Origin of the sequence: Aquirufa sp. (assembly GCF_044342065.1) — a bacterium.
In the GTDB taxonomy this organism is placed as follows: Bacteria; Bacteroidota; Bacteroidia; order Cytophagales; family Spirosomataceae; genus Aquirufa.
The window spans coordinates 1-16,080 of the sequence record NZ_JBIIQN010000039.1; the positions used below are offsets into that span (position 1 = coordinate 1).

The 16,080-nt window shown below is 38.7% G+C and carries 14 protein-coding genes; 7 read left to right on the top strand and 7 right to left on the bottom strand.

The annotated features are described in order from the left end of the window. The 3 genes from rfbA to galE form a co-directional block, all read right to left on the bottom strand. The coding region (rfbA, locus tag ACIQZ2_RS10710) for a glucose-1-phosphate thymidylyltransferase RfbA (RefSeq protein WP_395768849.1) at positions 1-829 on the bottom strand (829 nt) is incomplete at its 3' end. Position 830: 1 nt separating this feature from the next. Then, positions 831-1,886 carry a dTDP-glucose 4,6-dehydratase gene (rfbB, locus tag ACIQZ2_RS10715; protein ID WP_395768850.1) on the bottom strand — a complete coding sequence of 352 codons (1,056 nt, stop codon included), beginning with the start codon at positions 1,884-1,886 and terminating at the stop codon, positions 831-833. A 5-nt stretch (positions 1,887-1,891) separates the two neighbouring features. Further along, positions 1,892-2,902 (bottom strand): UDP-glucose 4-epimerase GalE, encoded by a 1,011-nt coding sequence (gene galE / locus ACIQZ2_RS10720; protein WP_395768851.1) that lies wholly within the window; start codon positions 2,900-2,902, stop codon positions 1,892-1,894. Positions 2,903-3,035: 133 nt separating this feature from the next. Here galE and ACIQZ2_RS10725 point away from each other — a divergent pair, with 133 nt between their 5' ends. Then, complete coding sequence (locus tag ACIQZ2_RS10725; RefSeq protein WP_395768852.1) at positions 3,036-3,869, top strand: transglutaminase-like domain-containing protein; 834 nt, start codon at positions 3,036-3,038, stop codon at positions 3,867-3,869. Here the strand turns inward: ACIQZ2_RS10725 and ACIQZ2_RS10730 are convergent. Further along, positions 3,866-4,483, bottom strand: a complete 618-nt coding sequence (locus ACIQZ2_RS10730) for a 4'-phosphopantetheinyl transferase family protein (protein WP_395768853.1) — start codon at positions 4,481-4,483, stop codon at positions 3,866-3,868. The genes ACIQZ2_RS10725 and ACIQZ2_RS10730 overlap by 4 nt on opposite strands. A 46-nt stretch (positions 4,484-4,529) precedes the next feature. Between ACIQZ2_RS10730 and ACIQZ2_RS10735 the strand changes: the two genes are divergently transcribed. The 4 genes from ACIQZ2_RS10735 to ACIQZ2_RS10750 are packed head-to-tail and all read left to right on the top strand — an operon-like array spanning position 4,530 to position 7,631. Further along, complete coding sequence (locus tag ACIQZ2_RS10735; RefSeq protein WP_395768854.1) at positions 4,530-5,429, top strand: WD40 repeat domain-containing protein; 900 nt, start codon at positions 4,530-4,532, stop codon at positions 5,427-5,429. A gap of 36 nt (positions 5,430-5,465) precedes the next feature. Then, complete coding sequence (locus ACIQZ2_RS10740) at positions 5,466-6,191, top strand: DivIVA domain-containing protein (protein ID WP_395768855.1); 726 nt, start codon at positions 5,466-5,468, stop codon at positions 6,189-6,191. A 3-nt stretch (positions 6,192-6,194) separates the two neighbouring features. Continuing rightward, positions 6,195-6,554 carry a dihydroneopterin aldolase gene (folB, locus tag ACIQZ2_RS10745; RefSeq protein WP_395768856.1) on the top strand — a complete coding sequence of 120 codons (360 nt, stop codon included), beginning with the start codon at positions 6,195-6,197 and terminating at the stop codon, positions 6,552-6,554. Between the two features lie 54 nt (positions 6,555-6,608). Then, positions 6,609-7,631: a LacI family DNA-binding transcriptional regulator gene (locus ACIQZ2_RS10750; protein ID WP_395768857.1), complete on the top strand. Its 1,023-nt coding sequence runs from the start codon at positions 6,609-6,611 to the stop codon at positions 7,629-7,631. On the opposite strand, the gene ACIQZ2_RS10755 is transcribed toward ACIQZ2_RS10750, so the two are convergent. After that, positions 7,624-9,390, bottom strand: a complete 1,767-nt coding sequence (locus tag ACIQZ2_RS10755; RefSeq protein ID WP_395768858.1) for a metallophosphoesterase — start codon at positions 9,388-9,390, stop codon at positions 7,624-7,626. The genes ACIQZ2_RS10750 and ACIQZ2_RS10755 overlap by 8 nt on opposite strands. Positions 9,391-9,583: 193 nt before the next feature. On the opposite strand from ACIQZ2_RS10755, the gene gyrA reads away from it, so the two are divergent. Further along, on the top strand, positions 9,584-12,166 hold the full coding sequence (gene gyrA / locus ACIQZ2_RS10760; RefSeq protein WP_395768859.1) for a DNA gyrase subunit A: 2,583 nt from the start codon (positions 9,584-9,586) through the stop codon (positions 12,164-12,166). A 52-nt stretch (positions 12,167-12,218) separates the two neighbouring features. Beyond that, positions 12,219-13,652, top strand: a complete 1,434-nt coding sequence (locus ACIQZ2_RS10765; protein WP_395768860.1) for a tetratricopeptide repeat protein — start codon at positions 12,219-12,221, stop codon at positions 13,650-13,652. A 376-nt stretch (positions 13,653-14,028) separates the two neighbouring features. On the opposite strand, the gene ACIQZ2_RS10770 is transcribed toward ACIQZ2_RS10765, so the two are convergent. Together ACIQZ2_RS10770 and ACIQZ2_RS10775 are read right to left on the bottom strand one after the other, a co-directional pair. Next, complete coding sequence (locus ACIQZ2_RS10770; protein WP_395768861.1) at positions 14,029-15,399, bottom strand: ATP-binding protein; 1,371 nt, start codon at positions 15,397-15,399, stop codon at positions 14,029-14,031. A 1-nt stretch (position 15,400) separates the two neighbouring features. After that, positions 15,401-16,078, bottom strand: coding sequence for a response regulator transcription factor (locus tag ACIQZ2_RS10775; RefSeq protein WP_395768862.1), 678 nt, complete (start codon positions 16,076-16,078; stop codon positions 15,401-15,403). Between the last annotated feature and the right edge of the window lie 2 nt (positions 16,079-16,080).

Here is a 16,080-nt window from a genome sequence, read left to right on the forward strand (position 1 = left end):
ACCCACTTTTTACCAGTGGTTTAGCGATGGTTTCTAATTGGGCGGCATCAATAAAGCCCATGCGATAGGCAACCTCTTCAATACAACCAATTTTCATGCCTTGGCGCTCTTCGATAACTTGCACAAACTGGCCGGCTTGCATTAGGGAAGCAAAGGTGCCGGTATCTAACCATGCGGTACCTCGGTTTAAAATACCTACCGATAACTTACCTCGTTTTAAATATTCTTTATTGACATCCGTAATTTCATACTCACCACGTGGGGAAGGCGCGATATTTTTAGCAATTTCAACGACATCATTGTCATAGAAATACAAACCAGGAACCGCATAGTTTGATTTAGGATTTGTTGGTTTTTCTTCGATGGAAATAACCTTATTTGATTCATCAAACTCTACAACGCCATATCGTTCAGGATCATTTACCGAATAAGCATATACGACACCCCCATCTGGATCATTATTTGCTTGCAGTAATTTGCTTAATCCTGAACCGTGGAAAATATTATCTCCTAGGACTAAAGCTACTTTTTCTTTGCCGATGAATTTTTCACCGATAACGAAAGCTTGCGCGAGTCCATTGGGTTCAGGTTGAACCGCATATTCAAATGTACACCCAATGCTTGATCCATCGCCCAGTAATTTTTCAAAGTGGGGTAGATCATGTGGCGTTGAGATAATCAATATTTCGCGTATCCCAGAAAGCATTAAAATGGATAGGGGATAGTAAATCATTGGTTTGTCATAAACAGGCATTAATTGCTTGCTAACGGCTAATGTCAATGGGTGTAAACGGGTGCCAGATCCTCCGGCTAAAATGATTCCTTTCATCTTATCTTCCTTGGTACATGGTGGTGTAATATTTTTGATAATCGCCTGAAGTGACATCGTTTAGCCACTTTTCGTTTGATAAATACCAATCAACTGTCTTTTCAAGACCCTCTGCAAACTGTAAACTAGGTTTCCAGCCCAATTCTTGCATGATTTTATTGGCATCGATTGCATACCGTAAATCATGTCCTGCGCGGTCTGTAACATACGTAATTAATTGTACAGATGTTCCAGGAGCACGGCCCAATTTTTCATCCATGATTTTACACAATAAATGTACGAGATCAATGTTTTTCCATTCATTAAACCCTCCAATGTTATAGGTATCGCCAATTTTTCCATCATGGAAAACTGTATCTATGGCACGTGCATGATCAATCACGTACAACCAATCCCGCACATTTTCTCCTTTTCCATATACAGGAAGGGGTTTGTTGTTGATGATGTTGTGAATCATCAAAGGGATGAGTTTTTCAGGGAAGTGATTAGGGCCATAATTATTAGAGCAATTTGTGATCACCGTAGGCAAGCCGTAGGTTTCGTGAAATGCACGAACAAAGTGGTCAGATGATGCTTTTGAGGCCGAATAAGGTGATCTAGGATCGTAAGGGGTCGTTTCTAAAAAGAATTCTTCCGGGTTGTGCAATTCGCCATAAACTTCATCGGTTGAAATATGATAGAATTTTTTTCCTTCAAAATGACCTGCCCAGTGTTTTTTTGCTGCTTGTAATAAATTAACAGTTCCAATAACGTTGGTTTTTACAAAAGCCAAAGGGTCTGAAATAGAACGATCTACGTGTGATTCGGCAGCTAAATGCAGGACTCCATCAAATTTATGTTCAGCAAAAAGAGAGTCTATGTGATTGGCATCCGTAATGTCGGCTTTAATGAAATGATAATTCGGTTTGTCTGCAACATCTTCATTGTTGGCCAGATTGCCGGCATAAGTCAACGCATCCAAGTTATAAATCTGGTAATCCGGATATTTGTTGACGAATAAACGCACCACATGTGAACCAATAAATCCAGCACCGCCGGTAATAACAAGTTTTTTCATATCCCTTATAAAATTGCTTCTTGCCAAGCCCATGCGTCTTTTAGAGACTTTTCTAAGCTTCTTTTGGCTTTCCAATCCAATATTTTATTTGATTTTTCGGTCGATGCATATACTGAGGTGATATCACCTGCTCTTCGATTCCGAACCTCATAGTTTACTTTTTTGCCTGTGGCCTTTTCGAAGGCATTAATTACCTGCAAAACCGAGCTTCCTTCACCTGATCCAATGTTAAAGTAATCGTAAAATGGTGCTTGATGCTGTTTAATTAAATACGCCAAAGCCTTTACATGTGCTTCTGCTAAATCACATACGTGTATATAATCACGAATTGCCGTTCCATCCGGAGTAGGGTAGTCGGTGCCCCAAATTTGCAATGGACCACGCAAACCCGCTACTGATTGGGTTAAAAATGGCACCAAATTTGCCGGTGGTCCTAATGGCAATTCACCTATTTTTGCGCTTTCATGAGCCCCAATGGGGTTAAAATAGCGTAAAGAAATCGATTTTAGTTGTTGGCTTGCGCGTGTACTCTCCTCAATTATTTCCTCGCATATTTGTTTGGTATTCCCATAAGGAGATAAGGCTTTTAAAACAGGCGAATTTTCTGTAACTGGCAAGGTTTCGGGTTGACCATACACGGTACAAGAAGATGAAAAAACAAGGTTTTTGACCCTATGCTCTTGCATTTTCTCCAATAGTAAAATAGTTGAACCTACATTGTTTCGGTAGTACTTTAGCGGATTTTCAACGGATTCACCCACAGCTTTAGCCGCAGCGAAATGGATAACACCTTCGATCTTAAATTGAGTAAATATAGTATCCAAGGTGGCTGGATTGTTAATGTCTCCTTTGATAAATTGTACGGTTTCTTGACATATTTCTGTTAATTGGCCAATAACCCGTTCAACTGAATTGGAGAAATTGTCTACAATAATCGGAGTATATCCATGTTCTTTAAGGGCAACATAGGTATGTGACCCAATAAATCCCGCTCCTCCGGTTATTAAAATATTCATATAAGCTTTCTCGCTATGATTCAACCACAAATTTAGACCGATTTTCCGCCTAAAAAAAGGGATTATGTGAATAATCTTCTTGGATATTGACACACTCAACAAATTATCTATTTTTGTACAATAAAACTCGACAATGGAAGAACCAGCGATAAAAGCCATGATTCAATTACTAGACGATTCCGATCAGGAAGTCGTAGAGATGGTTGAGGCCCAAATGCGATCACTCGGCCCTCAGATTATACCTATTTTAGAAAATGAATGGGAGAATTCGAGCCTTAATCCATTGATTCAGAGTAAGTTGGAGAATATGATTCATGATTTCCAACTAGATTCAACCAAACAGCGATTAATTCAATGGAAGGAGAGTGGTCACATGGACTTATTGGAGGGAATGTGGATTGTCGCAACTTATCGCTTTCCTGATTATTCTTTGGCGCAATTGCGGGCAGACATGGATCAATTGTATTTTGAAGTTTGGCCTCAGATTCGCGAGAATTTGCACCCAATGGATCAGTTAAAGATTATTAATGGTGTATTGTTTGATCAGTTGAAATTTGGCGCAAATTCAAAGAATTTTCATGCGGCGAATAATTCATTTATCAATGTGGTTTTGGAAACAAGAAAAGGAAATCCAATTAGCCTTTGTGTAGTTTACATGTGGATTGCTCAAAAATTAGGAATGCCTATTTTTGGTGTCAATCTGCCTAATTTATTTGTTTTGACCTACAAAAAGGATGATTTACAATGTTACATCAATGTATTCAATAAGGGCTTGATCTTCAATAAAGTTGATATAGATAATTATTTGGCACAATTGAATTTAACGCCCAATGAGGTATATTATCAACCTTGTTCAAACTTGGAAATCATACGTCGAGTTTTACGAAATTTAATCATGGCTTTTGAGAAGGCGGGTGATGATTCTCATCGGGATGAGTTGACTGACATGATTGATTCTTTGGATTAATGATTTACTAACGTTAATAGGAAATCATCATGTATTTCAAACCGTACTTCTACGACGTCATTTTGTAGTACCTTTCCCTGAATCTGATTGTGGTTAATGACTAGATGAATTTCTTTTTGTAAAGATAAACCTGGCTTTCGCCATGCTTTATAGATGGATTCTTTAGCTGACCAAGCCAAGGTTAATTTCATTGGATCACCTTTCCATTGAGCTAACTCAAATGAATTCAGAAATCGAGGGGCAACTTGTTCGACGTTTCGACCTATTTTCTCTATATCTATGCCAGTACGTAATTTTTTACTCAAGCAAGCCGCCGCAAAAGGGTAGGAGTGGCTAATAGAAATATGCCATTCCGGATGTAAAAGAAAGGGTCTTTGTCGGTCGTCTTGTTGTAAATCGAAATCGGTCAATTTTTGTGATTTCATTAATTCCCACAAACAATAGCGTGCGGCCATGGATTCAAGGTATTTATTCGCTTGAAGATGTGCCTGAATGGGTGGCATTGACCAAGAATCCGGAAATTTGTGAAAGAAATCAGCTGTCTCGTCAATTTTCCATATTTTGACAAAGGTGTCATGGGAATGTTGCGAAAGGCAGGATGAAATTTCGGGCATATCGATTGAATTGCAGGTAAAATTACCAATTTTGTAGAGATAATTTATGAAGCCATTGAAAATTGAACGTATAGATACATTTGCAGGTCACCGAGGTGCGATTTATGCACTTTGCCAAGGTCATGATTCGCATGTATTTTTTACCGCGGGTTCAGATGGTTGGGTAGTAGCTTGGGATTTGCAAAAACCTGATGTAGGCAAAGTAATTGCCCAAATAACGGGTACTATATATGCTATGGTTTATGATGCTACATCGGGTATTTTGTGGGTAGGACAGAATTTTGAAGGTATACATGGAATATTGGTTGAAGATCAATCGCGTATTTTTTCAATTCAAATCCCGCATTTAGCCATCTATGCCATGGAAATCAAGCATGGACATGTATGGGTGGGCCATCAGGATGGTTTAATTACCGTTATAGATCAAGCAGCCCAGGTTATTAAAAAACGTATTAAGTCAGGAAAATCGAATATTCGTTCTTTTTGTTCGCTTCCTCATGAAGAAATGGCCGTAGGTTCGAGTGATGGGTATATTCGCATTTTTAGCTTTGATTTTTCGCTCAAGAATGCGTGGTTGGCACATACAAAAAGCATTTTTGCCTTAATTTTTGATGCCAGTTCCGCGTCTGTAGCTAGTGTCGGTCGGGATGCTTATTTGAATAAATGGGATTTGAAAGGTTCGAAAATAGGGGAGGGAGTACCTGCTCATATTTATTCGATTAATGCTTTGGTTCAAAGTCCTTGTGGTCGTTATTTTGCGACAGGAAGTATGGATAAAACGATTAAAATTTGGGAGGTTGAATCTTTAAAACTGTTAAAGGTGATTGATTATGCGCGTTATGGTGGGCATAAAAATTCTATAAATCGGTTGATTTGGACTTCTTATCAGGATTTATTGGTTTCTGCTTCAGACGATAAAAATATATCGGTTTGGAAAATCGATTAACAATTTTTCATAATTTTAGCTTAAATGCTTTTTCATATGCAAATTCCAGAAGTTTCTTTTTCGAAAAGTTTTAGAGGTTATGATACTCAACAGGTGCAAGATTATGTTCAATCGGTAGCCCTTTTTGAGGAGGAGATGAATCGCCAGCATGCGATTATGACGGATAGAGTACAAGCATTAGATAAGGAAGTTAATCGTTTAAGGGAGGTTGAAACTTCACTTTTTCGAGCGATGAAATTAGCTGAAGAGGCGCAAAAGAATTGGCAGGATAAAGTAGAAACGGAGGCAGGTAAGGTCATAGAAAATGCAAAGAAACAAGCAGCAGGCATAATTAGTTCAGCTGAAAAAGATGCATTAAAAGCAAAGTTATTAATTGAAAATGAACGTAAACAATTGCTGACTCAAGTCGAGCAAGAAGTTAAGGAACAAACGCGTGAATTAGTGAGATTAAAAAATATTCAAACTGAAATTGCAGGTCAGTTGGCAAATTTTGCCCAACAAACACTGCGGAGTATAGAATCTTGGTCTAAGCCTATCGAAGAAAAGCAAGTGGCTGCTATACCCAAAAAGCCTTTAGCCAAAGTGCCGCCTAAAAAAGCGGTCGTTGATACAAAAGCGAAGCCATCAAAATCACCTGTGAAGAAAGGTAAACACTTGGACGCATCAACGATAGAGGATGATGGTTTGCCAACGTTAAACAAGGTTTTGGAGGCGTACGCAAAAACAACAGGGCCACGCGGTAAGGTGGGCGAAATTAATTAGAGTATGCAGGAATATCAGGTAGGATTGGAGGATGTTCGTTTTTTTGGATACCATGGATTATTTCCAGAAGAGCGCATACTAGGTAATTGGTTTGTTTTACGTGTGCAAGTAGGGAAGCATTTGGATTCGTTTGCCTTTGAAAACATAGATCAAACCTTTGATTATGGTATTATTTATAATATTTGCAAGGAAGTAATGGATGAGCCAGTTGATTTGTTGGAAACGGTTGCGGCGCGAATTGCCATTCGGTTAAAACAAGCATTAAAGGGTATTTCGAGTTATGAAATTCATGTTTGGAAAGAGCGGCCCCCTTTGGGTCTTGTGAGTGGAAAATCCCGGGTATCCATTATTGAACGATTCTAATGCTACTCATTGAATTTCAAAAAAAGCGTGTAAATTCGGAGTAAAATAAAAACTATGCCACATCAAGTTACAATCAAAGACATTGCCAAGCAGTTGAATGTGTCGGTTGCGACAGTTTCCCGAGCATTACGTGATTTGCCTGATATTCATCCGGATACCAAAAAGGCAGTGTTGGATTTGGCTAAAGAGTTGGACTACCAGCCAAATGTCTTGGCGGCAAGTTTAGTTAAAAGCAAGACCAAAACCATTGGGTTGATTGTGCCTGATTTAGGCTATTATTTTTTCTCTACTGTCGTTAAGGCGATTGAATTAGAGGCTATAAAAGCAGGGTATAGTATTTTGATTACGCAAACTCAAGAATCTTTTGAACGCGAATTAATCAATATTCAGAATTTATCTCGAAGTCAAGTTGAGGGGATTATCATCTCTTTGTCTCGTGAGACAGTTAACCTAGATCACATTACGCGTTTGCAGCGCAGAGGAATACCCTTAGTGTTTTTTGATCGAGATAGTGATGAGATACATGCCTCTAAGGTCATGGTTGACAATGAGCAGTCTGCTTATGAAGCGGTAAAACATTTATTGGAGAATGGGTGTAAGCGAATTGCTTTTTTAGCTGGGCCAAAGAATGTTTCGGTAAGTAATCAGCGCCGATTAGGTTATTTACGTGCACTAGCTGAGGCAGGTATTCAAGAGGATGATTCATTGATTATCCATTCGGATTACTTTCAAGATACGGCAACTTCGCAGACACATGAATTGATGATGCGTGAAAATCGTCCAGATGGGATTTTGGTGGTATCGGATCGTTTGGCTTTGGGAGTTTTGGTAGGTTTGCGGGAGCTGAAGATTCGTGTGCCCGAAGACGTAAAAATAGTTAGCTTTAATAACGAGCCAATATGTGGGGTGGTTTCCCCTACGATTTCTTCTGTGGCGCAGCCGCTAGAGGAAATTGGTAAACTGGCAATGAAATTAATTCTAGATCAAATAGAAGGGCGTTCTGATTGTTCAGAACCCGTTATCGAGGTTTTGAAAACAAAATTGATTATTCGAGAGTCATCCCAGAAGATTAATTAATTATTTTCAATATTTTTTCTTGTTGGTTATAAACCAAACGTAAAATATAAGCACCCTGAGGCAAGGATTTTAGGAGTTCTTTATTGATTTCCCCAGCTTGATTGATTTCTTTGATTACTTGCCCTTGAAGGTTGTAAATACTCAATTGGTCAAATCTTATTTCACGCGATTCCGTTATTCCCAAAGGGGCATTCACGGTTACATTGAATTTCTCTGTAAGACATTTTTGGGGATCACTTACTTGAAATGTGCTTGAAGAAAGTGGATTAACGGTAATGCTTGAAGAAGTTTGATTGGTAGACCAATTGTATTGACCTATCCAAGAGGCTTTTAAATTAGCTGATTTACCATAATCAATAGTTAAATTGGTGTTGGGTTTCAGGCTCAAATTTTTGAAAATCGTAAATTTGTCCAAGACATCACCATTGGTATCCAAAAATTTAGCATCAAATCGATTGTCTTCGATTTCTACATAGAAGGAACCATTCACCGACGCATTTGAGTAATACTTGGCCTTGTGAGGTCCATCGGGTCTCGCAGGTTTGGTACCACCACCTACACCATTAACCACATAGATCGTTCCGTTCTGTGTAGGTTTGCTAACATCAAACAAATACGGGCAAGAATTATCGCTGCCATCATATTTTCCTGAAGAGGATTGTGGGTTATGTAAACTTGGGTTAAAGGTATCTGAAGTTCCCGTGTGTCCCTTCAAAGGCTTACTTCGCTCATAAATGTGACTATGCCCTGTCAAAACCAAATCTACTTGATATTCATCGAAAATAGGGACTAATAAATTACGCAAATTTAGCAAGGGTATATTATACTTATTATTGTAGTTGACGTCTGGATTTTTTGCATCCGAATCGTAGCTTCCTTTGGTATATGGGGCGTGATGGAAATACACTACGGTCCAATCTTGCTTATTGGCTTTTAAATCTTTTACAAGCCAAGTTAATTGTTCGGTGGGACCGTCATACAATCGTAAATTATCTTTTCCCCAAGCATGCGAATCAAGGCATATGAAATGGATATTGCCATAATCAAATGAGTAATAAGCTTCAGAGCCTGATGGTACGCCATTTAATTCAGCCTTACTAGGTAAAGTGAAATTTTGAAAATAAGCAATGCTAGGGTCGTCTTGTCGATTAGATGTGAGATCATAATCATGATTTCCCACCGCAGGAAACATGCCACTTTGCTTTAAAATGGGGCCATTTTGATATACTTGGAAGAAGTTGGTTTGAAAATCTTCATCTGTTGCACCTTTGTATACATTATCGCCAACGGTGATATACAAATTGGTATATTTATTGCCAATGAATTTTTTAAATCCTTCATAGGCATCTAATTGTGCTTGACCAGGGTACATGTCGCCTGTACTCCAAAAACTAACTTTCGATTTTTCGCCTTTTGCAGGGGATGTTTGAAAGAAATAGGTAGAGTCTCCGAGGGTTTGCGAGGGGGTCACAATCTTGTAGTAGTAGCGCGTATTACTGCTTAACGAATCAATTTTGAGTTCATGTTCTTTACTTAATGTAGTTTGTTTAATTGCGCGCGATAAACTTGATGGTGATTTACCTATCAAAACACTCGGCTTGCTTTCAATATCTGTGCGAAAGCGTATAATGGTTGAATTGGTAGAGAGTAATTGTAAATAGGGGCCACGGGTAATTTTTTGAGCTTTTACTGCATGAAATGGAAGGCATAACATACCGACTAGAATGCTCAGATAGAAGGTGTAAAATGTATTTTTCAAAGCCTACTTTTTTCTTTGTTTTTCAAAGGTAAATATAGTAGAAGAAAAATGATTTTTTTTATCCAGATTTACTGAATTTTTTCTTGGAAAAATAGGGAGAATTAAGGATATTTGTAACTATTGAAAAACTGCTTTATTTTTTCAAAATTGAAAATTTAGACGAGCGGTTTGTTCAACAAACAAATCATTATTTATGTCATTACACACGAATATTATCCCAATCAACATCGAAGATGAAATGAGAGGGGCGTACATTGATTACTCAATGTCGGTCATTGTATCTCGTGCCTTGCCAGATGTGCGTGACGGTTTAAAGCCTGTGCATCGTAGGGTACTTTATGGGATGGAGGAGTTAGGAGTTAGTTACAACAAGTCGTACAAAAAATCAGCACGTATTGTCGGTGAGGTATTGGGTAAGTATCATCCCCATGGAGATTCATCAGTATACGATACGATGGTTCGTATGGCGCAAGATTGGTCTTTGCGTTATCCATTGGTAGATGGTCAGGGTAACTTTGGTTCCGTAGATGGTGATTCGCCGGCTGCGATGCGTTATACAGAGGCTCGTTTGAAGCGTATTGCTGATGAGATGCTTTCTGATTTAAACAAGGAGACGGTTGATTTTCAGCCCAATTTTGATGATTCCTTGGATGAGCCAACAGTTTTACCGGCAAAGATTCCCAATTTACTATTAAATGGTACCTCAGGTATTGCGGTAGGTATGGCGACGAATATGGCGCCACATAACTTGACTGAGGTTGTTGATGGAATTGTGGCATACATTGATAATCGTGACATCACGATTCCAGAATTAATGCAATACATTAAGGCGCCTGATTTTCCTACGGGAGGAACTATTTATGGTGTTCAGGGTATTAAAAATGCATTTGAGACGGGTAGAGGTCGTATTGTGGTGCGTGGAAATGCGACCTTTGATACCAATAAGAATGGGAAAGAGCAGATAATTGTATCGGAGATTCCGTACATGGTCAATAAAGCATCCTTAATTAAGCAATGTGCGGATTTGGTGAATGACAAACGCATTGAAGGAATTTCGGAGATTCGTGATGAGTCGGATCGTCAAGGAATGCGTATTGTGTTTGATTTAAAGCGTGATGCGGTTGCGAATGTGGTATTGAACAACTTGTATAAGCACTCAGCTTTACAATCATCATTTAGTGTGAACAATGTGGCCTTGGTGAAGGGTCGCCCGATGATGTTGAATCTAAAGGATTTGATTCATCACTTTGTAGAGCACCGCAATGAGGTCATTGTTCGTCGTACAAAATATGATTTACGTGAGGCTCGCAAACGTGCACACATTTTGGAGGGCTTTATTATTGCCTTAGATAATTTAGATGCGGTAATCAAGTTGATTCGTGAATCAAAAGACCCGAATGCTGCGCAAGAGGGCTTGATGAGCAAGTTTAATTTGTCAGAGATTCAAGCGAAGGCTATTCTGGAGATGCGTTTACAGCGTCTAACCGGCATGGAGCGCGAGAAAATCATGAATGAATTTGCGGAAATCATGAAGTTGATCGATGATTTGGAAGACATTTTGGCTAAGCCTGAGCGTCAATTACAGATTATCAAAGATGAATTGACTGAGATGAAGCAACGTTATGGAGATGAGCGACGTACGCAGATCAATATGACAGATGAGGAATTCTCGGTTGAGGACATGATTGCGGATGATGAAATGTTGATTACGGTTTCAGCGCAAGGGTATATTAAGCGTACGCCGATTACGGAGTATCGTTCACAAACGAGAGGTGGCGTAGGTTCTCGTGCGGTAATTACGAAAGATGATGATTATACGGAGCATTTGTTCTCAGCGACGATGCACAACTGGTTGTTATTCTTTACGGAACGCGGTAAGTGTTTCTGGTTACGTGTATATGCGGTACCAGAGGGATCTAAAAATTCGAAAGGCCGACCAATTCAAAATATGATGAATATTGAGAATGGGGATACCATTCGCGCTGTTATCAATGTGAAGTCGATTACGGATCCGGATTACATTGATAATAATTTCATTGTGATGTGTACGGAAGATGGAACGATTAAGAAAACGTCATTAGAAGCGTATTCTAGACCACGTCAAAATGGTATTAATGCGATTACGATACGTGAGGGAGACCGTTTATTGGATGTTGCGTTAACGAATGGAAATAATCAAATTGTTATAGCTACGAATACAGGACGTTCGGTACGTTTTGAAGAAACACGTGTACGTCCAATGGGCCGTACTGCTGCGGGGGTGAAGGGTATTTGGATTGATGAATCAATTGCTACCGAGAAGGTTATTGGCATGGTTTGTGTGTCAGATCCTGAGGTTCAACAGTTATTGGTTGTTTCAGAGAAAGGATTTGGTAAGCGTTCAGAAGTAGAGGATTACCGTTTGACTAACCGGGGCGGAAAAGGGGTTAAGGCCTTGAATATTACGGAGAAAACGGGTAATTTGGTCGCTATCAAGGAAGTGAATGATAATAATGACTTGATGATTATTACCAAAGCGGGTATTTTGATTCGCACGAGTGTGGCTGAGTTACGTGTTATGGGCCGAAATACGCAAGGGGTGAAATTGATTCGTTTGAAAAATGAAACAGATGAAATTTCATCAGTAACTAAAATTGAGAAGGAACCAGAGCCGGAAGAAGTGGAGTTGGTGGAAGGAGTTGAGATTGTCGAAGGAGCTGTATTAGATCAAGCTGCAACAGAGACAGGGGAGGGGGATTCAGCAGTTGAAGGTACTGAAGAATTAACTGAAGAATAATTTTATTGGCCCGTATGCGAATGCGGGCTTTTTTTTTAACTTAACTATACGTATGAAAAAAGTAGTTTTAACCCTGATTACTGTGGTGTTGGCCGCAGGTTCAACCTTCGCACAGGTAGACAAGGCCTTGCTCGAAGCACAAAAGAAGAGTATTTTGGAAACTGTTAAAAAGACTGATGAATCAGTTAAGAAATCGCCTGCTAAACCTAGACTATGGTTGGAACGTGCGATTGCCTACTTTGATTTGGCATCTTTTCCCGACTCTACCGTATCCACGTTAGATTTAGATGCTCCATTCAAGGCATTGGAATACGTTGCAGAGGCAGTTAAATTGGACACGAAAGAAGGTAAAAAGGGCTCAACTGCAAAGGAGGCAGAGAAGTTGATTGTAGGACGTGAGAAGGCTTACGGTGCTTTAATGAACTTAGGTGTAGTTAAATACCAGGGTAAAGATTATGCCACTTCATACCGGTATATGTCGAAGGCTTCAGAAATAGCATCTCAGGATACGATGTCAGCTATGTATACGGGTGTAGTTGCTCAATTGTGTCAAAAAGATGCAGAAGCGCGTTCAGCATACGAAAAATACTTGAATATCGGTGGAAAAGATGTGGCTATTCTCTATGGTTTGGCTCAGATTTATAAATCGGCTAAAGAAGAGGATAGAGCACTGGAGTTAATCGATCAGGGTATTCTTCTTTATCCTACAAACAAAGATTTGAAAAACGAGAAATTCAATATGTTAATTGCATTTAATCGGATAGATCAGGCGGTTGTTCAATTAAAAGAAACCGTTGCCAAGGATCCAAAGGATGTAATGAACTTATTCAACCTTGGATTATTGTATGAAAATAAGATTAATACGCTCAAGGATGAGTCAATTAAAATTTCAGAAGCGTCCAATAAAGTGATAGATGCTCGTCGTAAGATAACTTCTCATAAAGATAAAGCTGAAGTTTACATAGAAGAGTTAAAGCGAACTAAGTTGAAGTTAAAAACAGCAAAACCCAATTTAAAGCCTGCACTTCAGTCTCAGATCAACAAATTAGAGGCTTCTATTTTGAAGGACAATGAGGAGTTGGCTTTGTTGGAGGGGGAATACGCCGAAGCTTTAAATGCAGTAGGGGATGAGGTAGCAAACAAAGCTAAAATAGATGAAGTAAATGGTAAAATTGATGCTTTAAAACAAGAGATCCCATCATTCTATGAGCGTGCGTTAGCGATTGATCCTAATTATTTTGATGCTTTGTACCAACTTGGAGCCATTTATTTTAATGAAGCTGCAGAAATTAAGCGTTTGGTTAATGGTATGGATATGGAAACCTATAAAAAGGAAGGTAAAGCGGTAGAGGAGAAATTAGCAGCAAAATACCATCTTGCATTGCCATATTTTGAGCGCGCACTAAGTGTGAAGAAAGACGATGATTTAAAAGAAATCGTAAAGCAAATTTATCAAGACTTAAAGATTGATAAGCAAGTTGATTAATTGACTTTAACTGATTAATATTCATTTTGCAAGAGCCTCAGGAATTTCCTGGGGCTTTTTTACTGTTGGACATTAGATGTTAGTCGTTTGACTTTAGAGACGCGATACTTCGCGTCTAAAGAATTATTAGTTATAAGTTAGGCATGGGAAGATGCTAGAAATTATTATTTAACAATCTATTTAACATAATATAAATTATACAACAAATAAGGAGGATCGTTTTATTTTACGTTTTCTTAATTAGATGACCCATTCCAACGTCTAACGTCTAATGCCCAACGTCTAACGTCTAATGTCCAACGTCTAATAATGTCTAATGTCTAATGTCCAACGTCTAATGTCCAACGTCTAATGTCCAACGTCTAACGTCCAACGTCTAATGATTGATTGGTAAGTTTACTTTGAATGTAGTCCAGCCGTTTAGCTCAGAACTTACCGAAATTTGACCATTATGTAAATGGATAATGCGCTCAACCAAGGATAATCCAATGCCATAACCTTTGGAATTGGCGGTATTTTCCCCCCGGAAAAATGGTTGAAAAATGAACGGCAAGTCGTTTTCCGGTATGCCTTTTCCTTCATTTTTTACCTCAATTTCGATTTGATTATTTGAAATAGCTAATTGTATTTGGGCTTGATTATTTGGGCTAAATTTGCATGCATTCTCCATGAGGTTTTTTATGGCTGTCAACATGAGTTTTTCATCGCCTTTCAACATCAATAATTCTTCATCTTCGGGCATGAACTGCGTATCAAATAAGACTTTATAGGTTGCATTTAACTTCTGTGCTAAACTACGTGCTTCCCAGATAACTTCATCCAAGCGAATGATATGAAAGCCTGCTTGGTAATCAGTAACACTGATTTTGTTTAATTCCAATAAAGATTCTGTTATAGCAGCTAAATCCTGGGTATCCTCCAATACCGATGCTATCGTTTGCTTATAATCGGCCGAATTACGCTCATTTAGCAAACTAACTTCTAATTGGGAGGAAATTTTTGTCAATGGATTCTTTAATTCATGCGATACATTGGCAATAAAGGTCTTTTGAAAACGAAAGGCACTCTCAATACGTTCTAGAAGTCGGTTGATGGTTGCCACCATCTTCCCTATTTCATCTTCAGAATCTGCCGATTCTAGCCTTTGATCGAGCCTTTTTGGGGAAAGTAAGTCTACCTGCTTAATCACCTCTGAAATTGGATTTACAGCCCTTCCAGCGAAAAACCAACCTGATATAACCACGATAAAGACAAACAAAAGAAATAAGGCTATGAGGATGTTCTTTAAATCTTTAGCATTTTCGGCTGAATATTGGTCAACAGCCCCTGCAAAAACGACAATTCTACCCTCTGGCGTAACAAAAACGGTACCTAAAATTTCTAAATCTTCAACTTCAAATCGTACTTCTTTTCGTTTTAATACCTCCTTTACGCGGTTAACATCAATGTGAAAATTGATGCTATCATTTGATCGGTATATACGTTCATGACAGGTATCATAAGCCATGATATTCTCCCTGTAGAGGATATCTCGATTTGCTCGGTCTACGATTCTTAATAATTTGGAGTCGACTTGTTTAACATTGACCAATAATTCGGCAGCGGTATTTGCTTTTTGACGTAAGCGACTGTAAAATTTATCCTTGTAATTCTCTTGTGTAAATAAATAGATAATCAGATACGATACGAATAGAATCGCAGAAACCAGATAAGTAAATTGATATGTTAACCTGGAACGGATTTGCATTTTATTCCTGTCTTAATATATATCCCATACCAAATTGGGTATGTATTAATTTACTTGGAAAGCCTTTGTCAACCTTTTTACGCAGGTAATTGACATACACCTCAATCAAATTAGAGCTACCCTCATCTTCTACTTCCCAGATATTTTCAGCGATTTCAGCCTTGGAAATAACCTTTTCTTGATTCCGAAGAAAATATTCCATCAATTGAAATTCTTTAGCAGTTAAATTGATTTTTTGGCCAGATCTAGTCATAATTTTACTCGTTAAATCAAGCTCTAAATCAGCAAATTTCAAGGTTTGAGACTCGATCATTGTTTGATTGCTTCGCTTAATTAAGGCCTTAACCCGCGCCAAAAATTCTTTGAAGTCAAAGGGTTTGGCTAAATAATCATCTGCCCCTGCTTCAAACCCTTCCAATTTATCGTCAGTGGTACTTAAAGCAGTCAACATCAGAATGGGGGTTTGAATTCCCTCCGAGCGCAATGCCTTACACAGTTCCAGCCCATTAATTCCAGGTATTATGATGTCGGAAATAATTAACTGGTAGGCCGTTCGAGTAGCTAATTGTTTTCCTATTAGTCCATCATAAGCCACATCAACGGTATAATTGTATTCTTCCAAACCTTGTTTTAAGGATTGGACTGTCTTAGGTTCATCTTCGATAAGCAGGATTTTAATCA

Excerpts from the sequence above, each read along its gene's own strand:
- rfbB (WP_395768850.1), bottom strand. The coding sequence starts at position 1,886 with ATGAAAAAACTTGTTATTACCGGCGGTGCTGGATTTATTGGTTCACAT.
- galE (WP_395768851.1), bottom strand. The coding sequence starts at position 2,902 with ATGAATATTTTAATAACCGGAGGAGCGGGATTTATTGGGTCACATACC.
- ACIQZ2_RS10725 (WP_395768852.1), top strand. The coding sequence starts at position 3,036 with ATGGAAGAACCAGCGATAAAAGCCATGATTCAATTACTAGACGATTCC.
- ACIQZ2_RS10730 (WP_395768853.1), bottom strand. The coding sequence starts at position 4,483 with ATGCCCGAAATTTCATCCTGCCTTTCGCAACATTCCCATGACACCTTT.
- ACIQZ2_RS10735 (WP_395768854.1), top strand. The coding sequence starts at position 4,530 with ATGAAGCCATTGAAAATTGAACGTATAGATACATTTGCAGGTCACCGA.
- ACIQZ2_RS10740 (WP_395768855.1), top strand. The coding sequence starts at position 5,466 with ATGCAAATTCCAGAAGTTTCTTTTTCGAAAAGTTTTAGAGGTTATGAT.
- folB (WP_395768856.1), top strand. The coding sequence starts at position 6,195 with ATGCAGGAATATCAGGTAGGATTGGAGGATGTTCGTTTTTTTGGATAC.
- ACIQZ2_RS10750 (WP_395768857.1), top strand. The coding sequence starts at position 6,609 with ATGCCACATCAAGTTACAATCAAAGACATTGCCAAGCAGTTGAATGTG.
- gyrA (WP_395768859.1), top strand. The coding sequence starts at position 9,584 with ATGTCATTACACACGAATATTATCCCAATCAACATCGAAGATGAAATG.
- ACIQZ2_RS10765 (WP_395768860.1), top strand. The coding sequence starts at position 12,219 with ATGAAAAAAGTAGTTTTAACCCTGATTACTGTGGTGTTGGCCGCAGGT.
- ACIQZ2_RS10770 (WP_395768861.1), bottom strand. The coding sequence starts at position 15,399 with ATGCAAATCCGTTCCAGGTTAACATATCAATTTACTTATCTGGTTTCT.